Origin of the sequence: Mesorhizobium sp. M7A.F.Ca.US.008.03.1.1, assembly GCF_003997495.1 — a bacterium.
Taxonomy (GTDB): Bacteria; Pseudomonadota; Alphaproteobacteria; order Rhizobiales; family Rhizobiaceae; genus Mesorhizobium.
The window spans coordinates 62,177-78,091 of the sequence record NZ_RZRU01000026.1; the positions used below are offsets into that span (position 1 = coordinate 62,177).

General features: G+C 63.2%; 18 protein-coding genes. 13 read left to right on the top strand and 5 right to left on the bottom strand.

Translation table 11 applies throughout. The annotated features are described in order from the left end of the window. The first annotated feature begins 199 nt into the window (after window positions 1–199). Window positions 200–595 carry a cupin domain-containing protein gene (locus EOA16_RS27560; RefSeq protein WP_127260954.1) on the top strand — a complete coding sequence of 132 codons (396 nt, stop codon included), beginning with the start codon at window positions 200–202 and terminating at the stop codon, window positions 593–595. Window positions 596–777: 182 nt separating this feature from the next. After that, window positions 778–2,295 carry an MFS transporter gene (locus tag EOA16_RS27565; RefSeq protein WP_127260955.1) on the top strand — a complete coding sequence of 506 codons (1,518 nt, stop codon included), beginning with the start codon at window positions 778–780 and terminating at the stop codon, window positions 2,293–2,295. 60 nt (window positions 2,296–2,355) lie between these two features. On the opposite strand, the gene EOA16_RS27570 is transcribed toward EOA16_RS27565, so the two are convergent. Further along, window positions 2,356–3,558: a pyridoxal phosphate-dependent aminotransferase gene (locus tag EOA16_RS27570; protein ID WP_127260956.1), complete on the bottom strand. Its 1,203-nt coding sequence runs from the start codon at window positions 3,556–3,558 to the stop codon at window positions 2,356–2,358. 209 nt (window positions 3,559–3,767) lie between these two features. Between EOA16_RS27570 and EOA16_RS27575 the strand changes: the two genes are divergently transcribed. The 3 genes from EOA16_RS27575 to EOA16_RS27585 all read left to right on the top strand — a co-directional run bounded on the left by EOA16_RS27575 (window position 3,768) and on the right by EOA16_RS27585 (window position 6,227). Further along, window positions 3,768–4,661, top strand: a complete 894-nt coding sequence (locus EOA16_RS27575; RefSeq protein WP_127260957.1) for an EAL domain-containing protein — start codon at window positions 3,768–3,770, stop codon at window positions 4,659–4,661. Then, window positions 4,658–5,506, top strand: coding sequence for an EAL domain-containing protein (locus EOA16_RS27580; protein WP_127260958.1), 849 nt, complete (start codon window positions 4,658–4,660; stop codon window positions 5,504–5,506). The genes EOA16_RS27575 and EOA16_RS27580 overlap by 4 nt, the downstream gene beginning before the upstream one ends. Window positions 5,507–5,618: 112 nt before the next feature. Beyond that, entirely contained in the window at window positions 5,619–6,227 is a 609-nt protein-coding gene (locus EOA16_RS27585; protein ID WP_127260959.1) for a glutathione S-transferase family protein, read from the top strand. Between the two features lie 422 nt (window positions 6,228–6,649). Here the strand turns inward: EOA16_RS27585 and EOA16_RS27595 are convergent, their stop codons facing one another. Next, window positions 6,650–6,862, bottom strand: coding sequence for a cold-shock protein (locus tag EOA16_RS27595; protein WP_010910991.1), 213 nt, complete (start codon window positions 6,860–6,862; stop codon window positions 6,650–6,652). A gap of 295 nt (window positions 6,863–7,157) precedes the next feature. Between EOA16_RS27595 and EOA16_RS27600 the strand changes: the two genes are divergently transcribed. Then, a complete protein-coding gene (locus EOA16_RS27600) occupies window positions 7,158–7,487 on the top strand; it encodes a hypothetical protein (RefSeq protein WP_127260961.1) in 330 nt (109 codons plus the stop codon). Window positions 7,488–7,500: 13 nt separating this feature from the next. Here EOA16_RS27600 and EOA16_RS27605 read toward each other — a convergent pair whose 3' ends face one another. After that, on the bottom strand, window positions 7,501–8,070 hold the full coding sequence (locus tag EOA16_RS27605; RefSeq protein ID WP_127260962.1) for a methylated-DNA--[protein]-cysteine S-methyltransferase: 570 nt from the start codon (window positions 8,068–8,070) through the stop codon (window positions 7,501–7,503). A 181-nt stretch (window positions 8,071–8,251) separates the two neighbouring features. Here EOA16_RS27605 and EOA16_RS27610 point away from each other — a divergent pair, with 181 nt between their 5' ends. The 5 genes from EOA16_RS27610 (at window position 8,252) to EOA16_RS27635 (ending at window position 13,060) form a co-directional block, all read left to right on the top strand. Continuing rightward, window positions 8,252–9,157 carry a lytic transglycosylase domain-containing protein gene (locus tag EOA16_RS27610; RefSeq protein ID WP_127260963.1) on the top strand — a complete coding sequence of 302 codons (906 nt, stop codon included), beginning with the start codon at window positions 8,252–8,254 and terminating at the stop codon, window positions 9,155–9,157. A 5-nt stretch (window positions 9,158–9,162) separates the two neighbouring features. Continuing rightward, window positions 9,163–9,651, top strand: coding sequence for a GNAT family N-acetyltransferase (locus EOA16_RS27615; RefSeq protein ID WP_127260964.1), 489 nt, complete (start codon window positions 9,163–9,165; stop codon window positions 9,649–9,651). Window positions 9,652–9,956: 305 nt separating this feature from the next. Then, window positions 9,957–11,225, top strand: coding sequence for an ABC transporter substrate-binding protein (locus EOA16_RS27625; RefSeq protein WP_127260966.1), 1,269 nt, complete (start codon window positions 9,957–9,959; stop codon window positions 11,223–11,225). A 46-nt stretch (window positions 11,226–11,271) separates the two neighbouring features. After that, a complete protein-coding gene (locus EOA16_RS27630; protein ID WP_127260967.1) occupies window positions 11,272–12,234 on the top strand; it encodes a sugar ABC transporter permease in 963 nt (320 codons plus the stop codon). Window position 12,235: 1 nt separating this feature from the next. Next, window positions 12,236–13,060, top strand: a complete 825-nt coding sequence (locus tag EOA16_RS27635) for a carbohydrate ABC transporter permease (RefSeq protein ID WP_127260968.1) — start codon at window positions 12,236–12,238, stop codon at window positions 13,058–13,060. A 19-nt stretch (window positions 13,061–13,079) separates the two neighbouring features. Here the strand turns inward: EOA16_RS27635 and EOA16_RS27640 are convergent, their stop codons facing one another. Then, window positions 13,080–13,415, bottom strand: a complete 336-nt coding sequence (locus tag EOA16_RS27640; protein WP_127260969.1) for a hypothetical protein — start codon at window positions 13,413–13,415, stop codon at window positions 13,080–13,082. 203 nt (window positions 13,416–13,618) lie between these two features. On the opposite strand from EOA16_RS27640, the gene EOA16_RS27645 reads away from it, so the two are divergent. Next, entirely contained in the window at window positions 13,619–14,362 is a 744-nt protein-coding gene (locus EOA16_RS27645) for a DUF899 family protein (protein WP_127260970.1), read from the top strand. 223 nt (window positions 14,363–14,585) lie between these two features. Further along, window positions 14,586–15,140 carry a DUF4142 domain-containing protein gene (locus EOA16_RS27650; protein WP_127260971.1) on the top strand — a complete coding sequence of 185 codons (555 nt, stop codon included), beginning with the start codon at window positions 14,586–14,588 and terminating at the stop codon, window positions 15,138–15,140. 270 nt (window positions 15,141–15,410) lie between these two features. On the opposite strand, the gene EOA16_RS27655 is transcribed toward EOA16_RS27650, so the two are convergent. Then, complete coding sequence (locus EOA16_RS27655) at window positions 15,411–15,731, bottom strand: DUF1476 domain-containing protein (protein ID WP_127260972.1); 321 nt, start codon at window positions 15,729–15,731, stop codon at window positions 15,411–15,413. Window positions 15,732–15,915 lie beyond the last annotated feature (184 nt).

The window sequence follows — 15,915 nt, forward strand, 5'->3', positions numbered from 1 at the left end:
TTTTCAAGTGCCACCTGCCCAAAGCCATCGTCCCACTTGTTTGCCGGCAGGGCAAGAAAAATAGAAATCCTTCGCTCGGCCGTAGACCGGTGCGGATCATATGTGGGCTGGCAGCCGGAAACTGTTGCACGTCGGCCGATATCGGCGGAAACTGAAAACAGGCGACCCGTCGCCCGCTGTTTTGAAGGACTATCGACCCATGAAGATCATTGCCTGCGGTAGCGTGCCGACCATCATCGCGCCGGAAAAATACTTCACCGGCCGGGTGCTGCAGACGCCGATCATCGAGAAAGAGGCGCCGGCGCGGCTGCGGGCCACGCTGGTCAGCTTCGAGCCGGGCGCGCGCACCCACTGGCATACGCACCCAGTTGGCCAGACGCTTTACGTGACGGTGGGCGCCGGGCTTGCCCAGACGTGGGGCGGCCCGATCCAGGAGATCAGGGCCGGCGACGTCATCTCGTTCGCGCCTGGCGAAAAACACTGGCATGGCGCGGCGCTGAAATCGGCGATGACGCATATCGCGATGCAAGAGGCGCTCGACGATGTGCATGTCGATTGGCTGGAGGGGGTGACATCGGAACAATATGGCGGCTGAATGCTCAGTCCGCAGGAAGCCGGCTTCTCTTCCTGCCGCGACATTTTTAGAATAGGGCGACACGCGGCGAGTCCCGTATCGTGGCGCAGGCCATGCTCAATCGCCGGATCGACAGCGCCATGCCGCCCGTTCAACTGACCGTCGGTCAGTGATGATTGCGAAACTCACGTCCGGACGTAGCCATGTCAAAGCACCGTTTGCCCCTGGTCGCCGCTGTCTATCTTGGTTCGTTCGTGGCTCTGCTCGACGTCAGCATCGTCAATGTCGCGCTGCCGACCATCCAGCAGGCGTTGCACACCGATTTCGGCGGCCTGCAATGGGTGGTCGACGCCTACACGCTGTGCCTGTCCGCCTTCATGCTGTCGTCCGGCCTGATCGGCGACCGCTATGGCCGCAAGCGCTCATGGCTGGCCGGCGTCGGCATCTTCGTGGCCGGCTCGCTGATCTGCGCCGTCGCGCCCAACCTGCCGGTGCTGCTGGCCGGCAGGGTCGTACAGGGCATCGCCGGCTCGCTGCTCATTCCAGGCGCGCTGTCGATCCTGACGCAAGCCTTTCCCGATGCGCGCCAGCGCGCCGGCGTCATTGGCGGCTGGGCGTCATTCGCCGCCATCTCTCTGCTCGTTGGTCCCGTCCTCGGTGGCATCCTGGTCGAGACCGTCGGCTGGCAAAGCATCTTCCTGATCAACCTGCCGCTTGGCTTGATCACGATCGCGCTCGGTGCTGCTTCGATCAACGAGACGGCACATCCCGAACATGCCCACCTCGATCTCGTCGGCCTGGCTCTCAGCATCCTGTGGTTGGGGGCGCTGACCTTTGGCCTGATCTCGGCCGGCGAGAATGGCTGGGGCGAGCCAAGGACGGTCACGGCGCTCATCGCCGGCGTCGTCGGCCTGGCTGCTTTCCTCGGCTTCGAGGCGCGCACGGCACGCCCGATGCTGCCGCTTGGCCTGTTCCGCGATGTCCGCTTTGCCGTCGCCAATGTCGCTTCGTTCGCGCTCGGCTTCACCTCCTATTCCAGCGTCTTCTTCTTTTCGATGTTCCTGCAGCAGGCGCAGGGCTGGTCGCCGACGCAGACCGGCCTGCGCATGGCGCCGGCCTTCATCGTCCAGATCGTGGTGTCGCCATGGATCGGCAGGCTGAGCGCGCGCTATGGTCACTCCGCGCTGATGACCATCGGCTATGTTGCTATCGGTCTGTCCATGCTCGGCATGTGCTGGGCCGGCCCTTCGACGTCCTACGCGATGCTGTGCCTTCTGTTCGCCATCGGCGGCCTGGGCAATGCGCTGGCGATTCCGACCGGCAGCGCCGCGGCCATGTCCTATGCGCCGCGCGAGCGCTCGGGCATGGTGTCGGCGGTCATCAACGCCACCCGCCAGAGCGGTCTTGCCATCGGCATCGCCTTGCTCGGCGCCTTAATGAGCATGCGGGCAACCAACCTTTTGAGCGGGTATCTCGGCGATGCCGGTGTCGCCAACGCGGAAGCGGTGGCCCGTGCTGCAATTTCACGGCATGATTTCGCAACCGATGCGGCGATGGGCGAAAGCGGCGTGCATGAGCTCTTTGCTGCCGCCTATGCCGGCGGCTTCCATGCCGCGATGCTGACGGCAGCGATAGGCGCGTTCCTCACCGCCGCACTGCTGTTTGCCGTGCTGGCGCCGGCCGAGGCGCGCTCGGCCAAAGAGACCCAGCACGAGGCGTGAGGCTGACGGCCATTAAAAAACCGGCGGTGAGGCCGGTTTTTTACGGTCATAGTGCGCCAGTCAGGTCAGCGAAGCCGTAAAGCGCTGGATGCGCGTGCAGGCTTCTTCCAGAAGCGTCTCCGAGGTGGCGTAGGAGATGCGGAAGTTGGGGCCGAGGCCGAAGGCCGAGCCGAACACCACCGCGACGCCCTCGGCTTCGAGCAATTCCGAGCAGAAGGTTTCGTCGGTGTCGATCGGCTTGCCGGCCTTGGTCTTCTTGCCGATCAGCTGGGCGCAGGAGGGATAGACATAGAAGGCGCCTTCCGGCGACGGACAGGTGATGCCGCGCGCCTGGTTGAGCATCGACACGACAAGGTCGCGCCTGCCTTGAAAGATCGCCTTGTTTCTGGCGATGAAATCCTGCGGGCCATTCAGCGCCTCGACGGATGCCCATTGCGCAATGGTGCAGGCGCCCGATGTCTGCTGACCCTGGATCATGTCCATCGCCTTGATCAGTTGGACCGGGCCCGCCGCATAACCGATGCGCCAGCCGGTCATTGCATAGGCTTTCGAGACGCCGTTCATGGTCAGCGTGCGCTCATAGAGCTTAGGCTCGACCTCGGCGATGGTCTTGAAGACGAAATCGCCATAAGTCAGGTGCTCGTACATGTCGTCGGTCAGCGTCCAGACATGCGGATGCTTCAACAGCACGTCGGCCAGCTTGCGCAGTTCGGCCTCGGTATAGGCAGCACCCGACGGGTTCGACGGCGAGTTCATCAGCAGCCATTTGGTCTTCGGCGTGATCGCCTTTTCCAGCACGGAAGCGGTCAGCTTGAAGCCGTTGTCGATCGAGGTGTCGGCAAACACTGAGGTGCCGCCGCAAATCGCCACCATCTCGGGGTAGCTGACCCAGTAGGGGCGGGGAATGATGACCTCGTCGCCGGGGTTCAGCGTCGCCATGAAGGCGTTGAACAGGATCTGCTTGCCGCCCGTACCGACGATGGTCTGCTCGGGCTTGTAGTCGAGATTGTTCTCGCGCTTGAATTTCTTCGCGATCGCCTCGCGCAGCGGCACGATGCCCGAAACCGGCGGATACTTGGTTTCGCCACGGCGGATCGCCTCGATCGCCGCATTCTTGATATTGTCGGGCGTGTCGAAGTCCGGTTCGCCGGCGCCGAGGCCGATAATGTCACGGCCGGCATTTTTCAGCTCGCGCGCTTTCTGCGTCACCGCGATGGTGGCGGAAGGCTTTACGCGGGAAAGGGTGTCGGCAAGAAAGGCCATGAGCTTGATGGTCTCCATGGAAGATCGGCGCGGCCAGGAGCGACCGCGGCGCTTCTCATGTCGCATGATTTCGCGCAACGCAAGCATTGTCGGCTGATCCAGGTCTCAAGGAGCTGTGATCGGGACCCGGGGTCGGCAACAATAAATTCATTAACGAGCGGTAGAGGCTTGAGTGGCAGGATCGCAGACCAATTGCGGAGCGAGGAACCGTGTCGCGCAGCGTCGGGCTTGCCCACATCATCCGTCAGGACGACGGCACCTCCACCGGTGTCTGGGGCATCTACACGCTGCAGAGCGCCTTCCAGCCGATCTTCGCCTTCAACGAAGGCAAGCTGTCGGTGGTCGCGTTCGAGGGACTGATCCGGCCGTTTCGTGACGGCGAGCCGCAATCGCCAATGAATTTCTTCTCGACCTGTCCGGCCGCCGACCGGCTGCATATCGAGGCGCTGACCAGGACGCTGCATCTTCTCAACGCCGGTGCCTGCCTGCCGCGGGAAGCCTCGATCTTCGTCAATTTCGACCCGTCGGTGTTCACCGAACGCACCGTTGCCGATGCCGCCTTGCGCGACATGCGGCTGGTGCTGCATGAGGCCGGCATCGATCCGCGCCGTGTCGTCTGCGAAGTGACCGAGCAGCGCTCGGCGTCACAGGAAACCCTCCACAGCTTCGTCGCGGCACTGAGGGCCAATGGCTTTCGCATCGCCGTCGACGATTATGGCGCCGACGATTCCGACATCAACCGCATCAAGGAGTTGAAGCCGGATATCGTCAAGTTCGATGCCTACTGGATCACGCAGCTTATGGAATCCGGCGCCGGCTTCGCGCTTTTGACCACCATGGTGAAAAGCTTCGAGGAGCAAGGCATCCGCACGGTTTTCGAGGGCATCGAGGAGGGCTGGCAATTGGAGCTCGCCGAGAAATCGGGAGCGTCGATGGTGCAAGGTTTCGTGCTGGCGCGGCCCGAACTGGCGCCGACCAGTTTTCGCGTCTTCGACAAGACCAGGCAGACATCTGTCGCCGCTGCCGTCGACACGCCTGCTCCTGCCGCGGCAACGCCTTCGGCGCGGCCGGGGAAGACATTCGGGCGCCGGGCAGTACCATGAGGCTTGAGCAGCGGCGCAATGTCAGCGATGCGATCCAGGTCGACGAAGTCGGCATCGAATACGGCATCCATGGCGAGTTCCGGCTGCGCAGCGCCTATCAGCCGATTTTCGCGCCGCGCGGCCGGTTCCTCCATGCGGTCGCGGCCGAAGCCCTGATCGAGCCGCATCGCGCCGGCCGCCCCGGTGCGCCACGGGTTTTCTTCGATAGCATTGCCGCTTCGGACCGGCTGTTTGTCGAGACGATGTGCCGGGCGCTGCATCTCAGGAATTTTCGCAACATCGGCGTCGACGGGCTCGACCTGTTCTTCAACTACAATCCGCTGATCAACGACCATCCCGGACGGGCCCTGGCCGAGATCCGGCTGATGACCAGGCACCTCGGCGATTTCGGCCTGGCGCCGGGCATGCTGGTCTGCGAAATCACCGAACAGGCGGCGGACGACGCGCTTCTTGCCCGGCTGGTGCGCGAAATGCGGCGCGATGGCATCCGCATCGCCATCGACGATTTCGGCACCGGGCACTCGACCGAGGAGCGGGTGAGCCTGCTCCAGCCCGACATCGTCAAGATCGACGGCACCTGGTTCGCGGAGTTCTGCCGCCACGCTGCCGCCGAACGGTTCTTCCGCCCGCTGGTTTCCAGCTTGCATGACCGCGGCGCCAAGGTGCTGGTCGAAGGCATCGAGCAGCCCACCCATCTCCGCGTCGCGCTCGAAGGCGGCGTCGACCTGCTGCAGGGCTTTCTTCTTGCCCGTCCGGCCTTGGCCGGAACCGTTTTCGAGGAGAACCCGCTGCATATCGACACTCTGCTTGGCAGGGACAGCAAGGTCATTCCGCTGTTCGGCTAGGGCGCCGTTATTCACACATCAGCGGCGCTGATCGTCGTACCAAAACAAATCATTGGTTGAGGCCGCCGCCGCTGCGATAATCGCGCGGAGACAGTGCTCCGGGGGAACAGCCATGATACTGTACGGCATGATCGACAGCGGCAATTGCTACAAGCCGCGCCTGCTGATGGCCAAGCTTGGCCTTGCCTTTACCAATGTCGAAGTGAGTTCGCACACAGGCGACACACGCAAAGCCGATTTTGTCGCCAAGAACCCGAACGCCATGGTGCCGCTGCTCGAACTCGATGACGGCCGGAGGCTGGCCGAATCCAACGCCATCCTGCTCTATCTCGCCGAAGGCACGCGCTTCCTGCCGGTCGACAGATATCAGCGTGGGCTCGCCTATCAATGGCTGTTCTTCGAACAGTACAGCCACGAACCCTACATCGCCGTGCGCAAGGCGCTGCTGACCTTTCCCGAAAGAGCCGGGGATGCAACGCCGGAGCGCTTGGCGGTGACGCTGGAGCGCGGCAACAAGGCGCTCTGGGTGATGAACAGGCATCTGGAAAACAATGCCTTCTTCGCCGGCAGCGCGTTCAGCGTCGCCGACATCGCGCTCTATGCCTATACGCATACGGCGGAGCAGGGTGGTTTCCAGCTCGACGCCTATCCGGCGGTGGCGGCCTGGCTTGGCCGGGTAGAGGCGGATCCGGGGCACGTGCCGATCGATTGGGTGGGATGAGCACGCCGGCGATTGGCGAAAGCCCCAGCGAAAGCGTCCTTCTCCCCGTCTCTATACGGGGAGAAGATGACGGCAGCCAGATGAGGGGCGGCGCCAGCCTCTGGCAATTTCGTGCTTGGTTTCAGGAAGGATAGTCTGGAAGCGTCGGCGCTGCCCCTCATCGCCCTGCCGGGCACTTCTCCCCGTATAGAGACGGGGAGAAGGACGCTATATCGCCGACTGCGTCCAGACAGCAAAAAGGCGGGATAAATCCCGCCTTCCATGCTTGGTAGCCTGATCGGGAGCGTCCGGTCCGGGCTGGCAGCTATCTGCTGATCCAGCTTGTCGGGTCTTCCGCTCCAGCGCGCTTCTCGCGCGACTGTCAGTACATCCGTGACTTGCCGCGCGCCCCGAACTCTCGCCCGGCGCGCGCTATCGCAAAATCAGGCTGCCTTGCTCAGAGATCCAGCGGACGACTTGCCAGTGCGGCGGTCCTGCTCGATCTCGAAGTTGATCTTCTGGCCTTCGACCAGGGTCGACAGTCCAGCACGCTCGACAGCGGAGATGTGGACGAAAACGTCCGCGCCGCCCGCGTCAGGCTGAATGAAGCCGAAGCCCTTGGTGGCGTTGAACCACTTGACCGTTCCAGTTGCCATTTAGATAGTCCTTCACATTTGCTTTAGATTGACCGGACCGAAGTCCAGCCGGTGTGCATCGAGATTTTGGAGATAGACGTCAGCAAACGCGATTATCGCGAGGCCCGGATCGATCGGCCGAAATATCAATGGAAGGCATATAGGCTGCTTTCGCACAAAAAACAAGACTGCGTGAGAAAGCCGTGATGAGGGCGCCGCCCAACGGCCGCCCCAATCGCGTGAGAGCGTCGCGGTGATCGGAGCCTGTGGGTGCTCGATCCACACAAGCTTGGAGAGGATCCTGGGGGAGGGGACCATGAAAACCATTTTGCTCGCCGCCTGCCTGACGCTTGTCGCCGCTCAGGCTCAGGCGATCTCGCGCTACGACCCGACGCGTATGAGCTGCGGCAAGGTTCAGGCGACGATCGCCCGGCAGGGGGCGGTCATCCTGCGCTACCAGTCGCAGCGGGTGCCGGGACTGCCGCTCTACGACCGCTATGTGCAGAGCCAGCGATTCTGCAGCATGGGCGAGGTGAGGACACGGGCCTACGTGCCGAGCGCCGACACAAAGTCCTGCCCGGTCTACAACTGCAAGCGGCCGGACAATGACCGGCATTTCCGCCGGCGGTTCTTCCATAACAATTAGGTTCCTGTCCGCGTCAAAACCCGAACGATACCTGCGCCGGCGGCGGCGGGCCGACGCGCACGCCTTCCATGGCCAGCATCTTCTCCTTGGTGATCGATCCGCCGGGCGCCGAGAAGCCGCCAATCTTGCCTCCGGCGGCAAGGATGCGATGGCAAGGGATGACCAGCGGCACCGGATTGGCGCCAAGGGCGGCCCCGGTTTCGCGGGCGAGCCCGGCATGGCCGGCGGTCTTGGCCAGCTCGCCATAGGTGGTGGTTTCGCCGAAGGAGAGTTTTCGCGCCGCGTCGTAAATGGCGAGGCGGAAATCGTCGACGCCGTCGAAATCGACCGGCACGCCGGAGAAATCGATGTCCTCGCCCGCCGCGTAGGCCTTGATCGCTGCGATCAGTTCGACCACCCATGGCGGTTGCGCCGTGGAGCTGGAAACGCCGCCATGGCGCAGCAGGCGCCGCTCCACCGCTTGGCGGCTGCGTTCGGGCAGGCAGAGCCGGATCAGGCCCTTTTCGCTCCAGGCGATGCCCATGAAGCCGATCACTGTTTCTAACACTGCGTGGCCGGCCGTGATCGAAGATGTCGTTTCCATGATGCGTTCCTTTCCGCAAAGTGGCGAAAACCGGGATTCGTCCCAGTACATATCCAGAACAATATGGCATCACCACCTGCGTCTCGCCACCCGAAAACCACTGGATGGCCCTGATTGCCGGGCCTGAATCGCTGGTGTAATGGATTTCTTAACAACCCGACAAATCGGACCCGAGCGCGGCTTGCCAGCAAAACTCAACCTTATCGCGCTCGGCGTGATCCTGGCCGCCACCGGCATCAGCGGCTGCACGTCGACCTCGCAGATGAAATCCGCGCCTGCTCTTACCGAAACCGCGACCGTTGCCGGCACTGATGCCGGCTTCACGGTGCCGCTGCCCGAGACGGTTTCGGTGCTGCCGGAATCCTCCGGTATTGCCCCAGTTCAGACGGCCGAGCTGCCGCTCGATGCCGCCGCACAACCGGCGGCAGTAACCGCCGCTTTTGCCGGATCGACACCGGCGGCACCAGCCGTGCCCGCCGTGATGACGGCCAATGCCTGGCAGGCGCCGCCGCCGGCAAATGCGAGCGAGCCGGTCAAGGCGGCCGAGACCTATACGACAGCAGGGCTGGTCGTGCCGGCAACCGCCAAGGGCGATCGCATGCCCGGCGTCCAGCAGGTTGCCTATGTCGTGCCGCAGAACCCAGCGGCCCTGGTCCAGTTCCCGGCAGGGCCCGTGCAAGAAGAACACACGACGGGCGTGCGTGGCGATGTCGAGCGGCTGATCGAGAAATATGCGGCGATCTATCAGGTGCCGGTGGATCTGGTGCGCCATGTCGTCAACCGCGAGAGCACCTTCAACCCGAAAGCCTACAACAACGGCCATTGGGGGCTGATGCAGATCAAACACGCGACGGCGCGCGGCATGGGTTATGACGGGCCGGCCAAGGGCCTGTTCGACGCCGAGACCAATCTGAAATACGCGGTCAAATATCTGCGCGGCGCCTGGCTGGTGGCCGGCGGCAACGCCAAGAAGGCCGACTGGCTCTACCAGACCGGCTATTATTACGACGCCAAGCGCAAGGGCCTGCTCGAGGCGACCGGGCTTGGCCGCGACCGTCAGCGCCGTCGCCTGCAGCCCGACGCCTGAGCGCGATGCCTGAACCGCGCCCGCCGGCTCTGAACGACATCCGGCTGCGCAAGATCCTCGACGAGACGCTGGTTCCGCCGCACTGGCCGGAGGGTTTTGTCATGCGCAGCTTCGAGCCCGGTGACGCGCTGCCCTTGCATGCGCTGTTGACCGAGGTGTTCGATGACGGCGCCGATGGCCCGTTCGACGAGTGGTGGCCGCGTATCGCGGACGATCCCGAATTCGACCCGGCACTGTGCTTCCTTGTCATCGACGCCAAGGGCCGGCTGGCGGCGGCGGCGCTGTGCTGGGCCCGCGCCTTCGTCAAGGATCTTGCCGTTCATCCCGAGGCGCGCGGCAAGGGTGTTGCCGAAGCGCTGATGTGGCACGCCTTCGCCGTTTTTCGCGAACGCGGCGCAGATCATGTCGACCTCAAGACCAACACGGTCGAGAATCCCGCCGCCGTCCGGCTCTATGAGCGGCTGGGAATGATGCCTGTCGCCTGGGAAGGCTAGGGTGTGCTGATATTCAGGTGATGCCGGCCTGCAAGCGACGGTTCCCTGGCTTCCCCGGTCTACCGCGTCGCGGTAAAACTGAGTTCACGTACTTCAAGTACGCTCCGCTCCGGTTCTCGGTATCAGCCTCTTGCGACACGGCCTGACCTGAATCTCAACACACCCTAGTGCATGTAGCCCCACGCAGGAACGGCGCGATTTGGGAACCCAACGCGCCGCTCCGCATTCAATGGAGGGTGGGTCTGACAAGCTGCCGACGCGTGGGGGGATTTTCCGTCCCCGGTTGCGGAGGGACATCCACCATCATGAAGCTTTTTCATGCATTCCTGGCGCTTGGCGTCGCCGTCACTCTGGCTGGCACGCCGGCACGGGGCGTCGAGCTCTCGATGGTGTCGGGCGATACCGGCGACGGCATCAAGGTGCTGCGCGAGATCCTCGACCGCTATGAGAAAGACAGCGGCAACAAGGTCAACATCGTCGTCATGCCGACGTCCGGGACCGACCAGTTCGGTCAGTACCGGCTTTGGCTCGCCGCGGGAAACAGCGACATCGACGTCTACCAGACGGACGTGATCTGGGCGCCGCAGCTCGCCAGCCAGCTCGTGGATCTGACCGCGGCGACCAGGGACATCGTGGCTGAGCATTTCCCGTCGATCATCCAGTCGCAGACGGTCAATGGCAAGCTCGTCGCCTTACCGATCTTCACCGATGCGCCGGCGCTCTACTACCGCAAGGATCTCCTCGACAAATATGGTGCCAAGGTGCCGGCCACCTGGAGGGAATTGGCAGACACAGCCAGGCTGGTCATGGACAAGGAGCGTGCGGCCGGCAATCGGGACATCTGGGGCTTCGTCTTTCAGGGCAACGCCTATGAGGGACTGACCTGCGACGCGCTCGAATGGGTGATGTCGAATGGCGGCGGCCAGATCATCGAGCCGGACGGCTCCATCTCGATCAACAATCCGAAAGCGGCGGCGGTGCTGGATTTGGTCAAGAGCTGGGTTGGAACCATCGCGCCGCCCGGCGTGCTTGCCTACCAGGAAGAGGAATCGCGCGGCGTGTGGCAGACTGGGAACGCGGTGTTCATGCGCAACTGGCCCTATGCCTATGCGCTCGGCAACGGCGAGGGATCGCCGATCAAGGGCAAATTCGACGTGGCGCCGCTGCCGGCCGGCACCGGCGAGGGCGCCCGACCGGTCGCAACCCTGGGCGGCTGGAACCTCGCCGTCTCCAAATATTCGAAGCATCCGGATGCGGCGATCGAACTGGTCAAGTTCATCGCCTCGCCCGCGATGCAGAAATACCGCACGCTGAAGACGTCCAACCTGCCGACCGTCCAGGCGCTGTATGACGATGCCGACATCGCCAGGCAACAGCCGATCGTTCCGCGTTGGAAGCAGATCTTTCTCAATGCGGTGCCGCGCCCCTCGGCCGCGACCAGGATCAAATACAACGAGGCGTCGAGCCAGTTCTGGAACGCCGTTCACAACACGCTCTCGGGCGACGGCACCGCCGCCGACAATCTGGCCGACCTCGAAGCGATGCTGACTAAGCTGAAGGGCCGGGGCTGGTGACGGGAGGGTGCTGGGTATCCGCCCGACCGCAACGAGCGGGTGCGAGATGACAGGGATGGAACCGGAAACAGCCAGGGCCGCGCACTCGCCGTTGAGGGCACAGCGCGTTCGCTCGGCGTGGCTTTTCCTGGCGCCAATGCTTCTGGTGCTCGCCGCGGCGGCCGGCTGGCCGCTTGCCCGCACGGTCTATTTCAGCTTCACCGACGCCTCGCTGGCCGACCTCGACGCACGCCAATGGGTCGGCTTCGCCAATTATTTCTCGGTGCTGCACATGCCGAGCGGCAGGACACTCTACGACGGGTTGCTCGTCGATCCGGTCTGGTGGCGTGCCGTCTGGAACACGGTGCGTTTCACCGTGATTTCGGTGACCTGCGAGACCATCCTCGGCACCATCGTTGCCCTGGTTCTCAATGCCAAATTCGCCGGCCGCGGCATCGTCAGGGCAGCGATCCTGATCCCCTGGGCGATCCCGACGATCGTCTCGGCGAAGATGTGGCAATGGATGCTCAACGACCAGTTCGGCATCATCAATGTCGTGTTGCTCAACCTCGGCCTGATCAGCGACAAGATCGCCTGGACGGCCAACGCCGACACCGCGATGGCGGCGATCCTCATCGTCGATATCTGGAAGGCGACACCATTCATGACGCTGCTCATCCTGGCCGCGCTGCAGATGCTGCCGAGGGAGATCATCGAGGTCGCCAGGCTCGACGGCGCCAACCCGTGGCAGATCTTCTGGCGGGTGACCTTGCCGCTCATCCGCCCGGCGCTGATGGTGGCCGTGATCTTCCGCGCGCTCGATGCACTGCGCATCTTCGACCTGATCTATGTGCTGACGCCCAACAATGTGAACACCAAGTCGATGTCGGTGTTCGCCCGCGAGAACCTGTTCGAGTTCGACAAGTTCGCCTATGGCTCCGCCGCCTCGACCTTGCTCTTCCTGATCCTCGCTCTGCTCACCATCGTCACCATCCGGATCGGCCGGATAAGCCTGGACGGAGGCCGCTGACATGTGGATCGTGAAGCGCGCCGCCTTTTACCTGCTGGTCGCGGCAATCGTCTTCGTCGCGGTGTTCCCGTTCTACTACGCCATCGTCACCAGCCTGAAATCGGGGACCGATCTGTTCCGGGCCGATCTGTGGCCGACGACGGTCAGTCTCGCCAATTACCGGAATGTGCTGACCGAAGGCAGCTTCGCGCGCAACCTCGCGAACTCGCTGTTCGTCTCTGGCGCGGTGGTTGCCCTTTCGCTGTTGCTCGGCGTCACATCAGCCTATGCGCTGGCGCGCATTCGATTCCGCGGCCGCTCGGCCCTGCTGTTCATCATCCTGTCGGTGTCGATGTTCCCGCAGGTGGCGCTGCTGGCCGGGCTGTTCGAACTGGTCCGCATGTTCGGCCTCTACAATTCGCTGTTCGCGCTGATCTTCTCCTACATGATCTTCACCTTGCCCTTCACCGTCTGGGTGCTCACCACCTTCGTCCGCGACCTGCCGGTCGAGGTCGAGGAGGCGGCGATCCTCGACGGCGCGACGCCGTGGATCATCATCACGCGGGTCTTCCTGCCGCTGATGTGGCCGGCGCTGGCGACCACCGGGCTGCTGGCCTTCATCGGCGCGTGGAACGAGTTCCTGTTTGCCCTGACCTTCACCTCCAACAACGCGCAGCGGACCGTGCCGGTGGCGATCGCGCTGCTCTCCGGCAACTCGCAGTTCGAGATCCCCTGGGGCAACATCATGGCTGCCTCGGTGATCGTCACGGTGCCATTGGTGGTGCTGGTCCTGATCTTCCAGCGCAAGATCGTTTCCGGCCTCACTGCTAGCGGCGTCAAGGGGTGAGGAGCGGTCGGCGAAATTCTCAGATGTCCGGCGCGTTACCGATCTTCTGCTTGAGGTCGACCGCCCAGGCGCGGCCCTCGTCGCCGCCCCATAGCAACCAGGCAATATAGCCCGCCGACGGGTTTTGCTCATTGCCGTAATTCCTGCCGCGCTTGTCGACCTCGTGGCGGGCGAAATAGCTGACCATGCGGCGAATGGTCGAGGGCGCGAGCTTTTCCCGGTTCTTCAGCTCGGTGGCGCGGGCGACGCCGATCTCGGTGCCGCCACGGCCGAATTCTCCGCGCAGCCGGAGGCCCTTGGCAGCATTGTCGGCCACCATTTGCGGGCAGCGCAGGTCGATCTCTTGGTCGTGCATTTTGTTCCCCAACTCCGCAGGCTTAACCTGCGTTGAGAATGCTGGGAAAGCCAGAGGGGTTCCATCCCGCAGGCGTCCGGAAAGAAACTGTCCACCAATGCGTGGCGTCGGCACAAAAGTGTCGGGGCCGATCGTCGCCAAACGTCCTTGGGTCGTGAGCAACCGTGCCGGGACGCCGGCGCCGCGACTTGAAGGAGCCGATCATGATCACCTTTCCCAACGAATCCGCGAAATACCGCACCGCGCGTGAAAAACTGCTGCGCAAGGAAATCGAGCTGCGCCGGGTCATGGAAGAGGTCGCCGAGGCCCGGCGCGCGCTGCCGCCGGGCGGACTGATCCGCCTGGATTATGAGTTCGATGCGCTAGATGCCGAAGGCAGGCCGGCGAAGACCAAACTATCGGAGCTGTTTGCGCCTGATAAGGACAGCCTGATCCTCTACAACATGATGTTCCCGCGTCACCCGCAGGAGAAGCGCGATGTGGCGACCAGTGGCGGCACGACGAAGCTTGCCCGACAGGACCAGCCATGCCCGTCCTGCACGGCGTTGCTCGACCAGTTCGACGGCGCCGTCGGCCATCTCCAGGCGGCCGGCTTCAATTTCGCGGTGGTGGCCAAGACCGCGATCGAAAACCTGGTCACGCTCGGCCGCGACAGGGGCTGGCGTAACATGCGGTTGGTCTCTTCGGCTTCCAACGGCTTCAAGCGCGACTACAATGCAGAGGCGGCCGACGGCTCACAGATCCCGCTGCTGTCGGTGTTCCACCGTGACGCCGACGGCATACGCCATTTCTGGAGTTCGGAACTGGATTTCGCGCCGACGGAGCCCGGTCAGGATCCGCGTGGCCTCGGCACCTGCGAGACGCTGTGGAACCTGATGGACTTCACGCCGGAAGGGCGGCCGAGCTGGAGCGAACAGCTGCAATATGGCGAGGCGTGCTGCCACTGAAACGCAGTTTCTGACCAGCCGCCGCGTTTCAGTTCGGATGGCCTTTCAGGAACATGAGTCCCATTGGCTGGCTCGAACGAGGGCATCGACGAGCGTTCGAGCCAGCCACGGATACGGCGGGGCGATCGAGGCGACACGCGCATGCTTCTTCCTCATGACCTGCAACCGGAGTGCCCAAGCGACGTTGGATTGTCCGAGGGACAATTCCAACCGGAGACATGCCATGAAAACGCTTACCATTCTGACCGCAGCAGCATTGCTTGCCGGCGCGCCCGCCTTTGCCCAGTCGAACACGACCGCCACGACCACGCCGCTCGCCGCCACGACCAAGGTCGACACGTCGACCTTCATCAAGACGGTGCCAAGCGCCAATGAGTTCGAGATCCAGTCCAGCAAGCTCGCCGAGCAGAAGGCGACCGACGCCGACGTCAAGGCGTTCGCCAAACAGATGATCGCCGATCACACCAAGGCCGGCGAGGAATTCAAGGCGGCGCTTGCCCAGGGCCAGACAACCTCGGCCACCGCGCCGTCCGGTCCGGCCTTGCAGCCCAAGGAGCAGAAGATGCTCGATGAGTTGAAGGGCGCCAGCGGCGGACAGTTCCAGGCCAAATACATCGAAATGCAGACCAACGCTCACAAGGAAGCCGTCGCGCTGTTCAGCGGCTATGCGAAATCCGGCGACGACCCGGCGATGAAAGAATTCGCCAAGAAAACCCTGCCGACGCTGCAGATGCACGAAAAACACGTGAAGGAACTGGCGGCCGCGCATCAGGGGTGAGGCGGTTCAAGGTCGGGGCTCTATGGTGCCCCCCTCTGTCCTGCCGGACGTTCGTTATTTGGAAAGCCAAGCAATTGGCTTTCCATCCGCTTCGCGGACCACTCCTCGACCCCCACAAGGGCCCACAAGCGGGATTGGCTGTCACCACGGCTTCCGTCAATTTTCCAACGCTGCAGAGAAAAAGCCGGCGCCGAAGCTGCCAATCTCCGGCAGGACAGAGGGCGGCCGTAGAGCGCCTGGTTGGCAAACCAAGCACCATCTGAGCGGCGGTCAGGTCGACCTGATCTGCTCGACCGCCGTCACCAGCAGTTCTTCCATGGCGGTGCGTATCTGGGCATCCGACTGGGCGATGCCTGCCGCGTCGAAATCGGCGCGGACTTTGCGGAACACATCGTTGTCACCTGCCTCTTCGAAATCCGCGTGCACCACTTCCTTGGCATAGGCGTCGGCATCCCCGCCGGATTTGCCGAGCTGTTCGGCGGCCCACAGGCCGAGCAGCTTGTTGCGGCGCGCCATGGCCCGGAACTTCGTTTCCTCGTCCATCGCAAACTTCTTTTCGAAGCCTTCCTGACGGTCTCTCATGCTGCTCATGGTTTGCCTCGTTTTGATGTGAGTCCGGTTTTCAGCCTGGGGGAAGAGCGGCCAAGAGAGGCAAGAGTGGCGGGCATGGATGTCATTAGCAAGGCAGGCTTCGCCGGTGATTGAGCGGCGCCTTGCGGCACGGCCTTTCGCCCGATGTGATTTGACCTTGCCGCGCCGTGTCCTACTTTCGCAT

Coding starts and splice junctions, on each gene's coding strand:
- EOA16_RS27560 (WP_127260954.1), top strand. CDS start 200: ATGAAGATCATTGCCTGCGGTAGCGTGCCGACCATCATCGCGCCGGAA.
- EOA16_RS27565 (WP_127260955.1), top strand. CDS start 778: ATGTCAAAGCACCGTTTGCCCCTGGTCGCCGCTGTCTATCTTGGTTCG.
- EOA16_RS27570 (WP_127260956.1), bottom strand. CDS start 3,558: ATGGCCTTTCTTGCCGACACCCTTTCCCGCGTAAAGCCTTCCGCCACC.
- EOA16_RS27580 (WP_127260958.1), top strand. CDS start 4,658: ATGAGGCTTGAGCAGCGGCGCAATGTCAGCGATGCGATCCAGGTCGAC.
- EOA16_RS27585 (WP_127260959.1), top strand. CDS start 5,619: ATGATACTGTACGGCATGATCGACAGCGGCAATTGCTACAAGCCGCGC.
- EOA16_RS27595 (WP_010910991.1), bottom strand. CDS start 6,862: ATGGCAACTGGAACGGTCAAGTGGTTCAACGCCACCAAGGGCTTCGGC.
- EOA16_RS27600 (WP_127260961.1), top strand. CDS start 7,158: ATGAAAACCATTTTGCTCGCCGCCTGCCTGACGCTTGTCGCCGCTCAG.
- EOA16_RS27605 (WP_127260962.1), bottom strand. CDS start 8,070: ATGGAAACGACATCTTCGATCACGGCCGGCCACGCAGTGTTAGAAACA.
- EOA16_RS27615 (WP_127260964.1), top strand. CDS start 9,163: ATGCCTGAACCGCGCCCGCCGGCTCTGAACGACATCCGGCTGCGCAAG.
- EOA16_RS27625 (WP_127260966.1), top strand. CDS start 9,957: ATGAAGCTTTTTCATGCATTCCTGGCGCTTGGCGTCGCCGTCACTCTG.
- EOA16_RS27630 (WP_127260967.1), top strand. CDS start 11,272: ATGACAGGGATGGAACCGGAAACAGCCAGGGCCGCGCACTCGCCGTTG.
- EOA16_RS27635 (WP_127260968.1), top strand. CDS start 12,236: ATGTGGATCGTGAAGCGCGCCGCCTTTTACCTGCTGGTCGCGGCAATC.
- EOA16_RS27640 (WP_127260969.1), bottom strand. CDS start 13,415: ATGCACGACCAAGAGATCGACCTGCGCTGCCCGCAAATGGTGGCCGAC.
- EOA16_RS27645 (WP_127260970.1), top strand. CDS start 13,619: ATGATCACCTTTCCCAACGAATCCGCGAAATACCGCACCGCGCGTGAA.
- EOA16_RS27650 (WP_127260971.1), top strand. CDS start 14,586: ATGAAAACGCTTACCATTCTGACCGCAGCAGCATTGCTTGCCGGCGCG.
- EOA16_RS27655 (WP_127260972.1), bottom strand. CDS start 15,731: ATGAGCAGCATGAGAGACCGTCAGGAAGGCTTCGAAAAGAAGTTTGCG.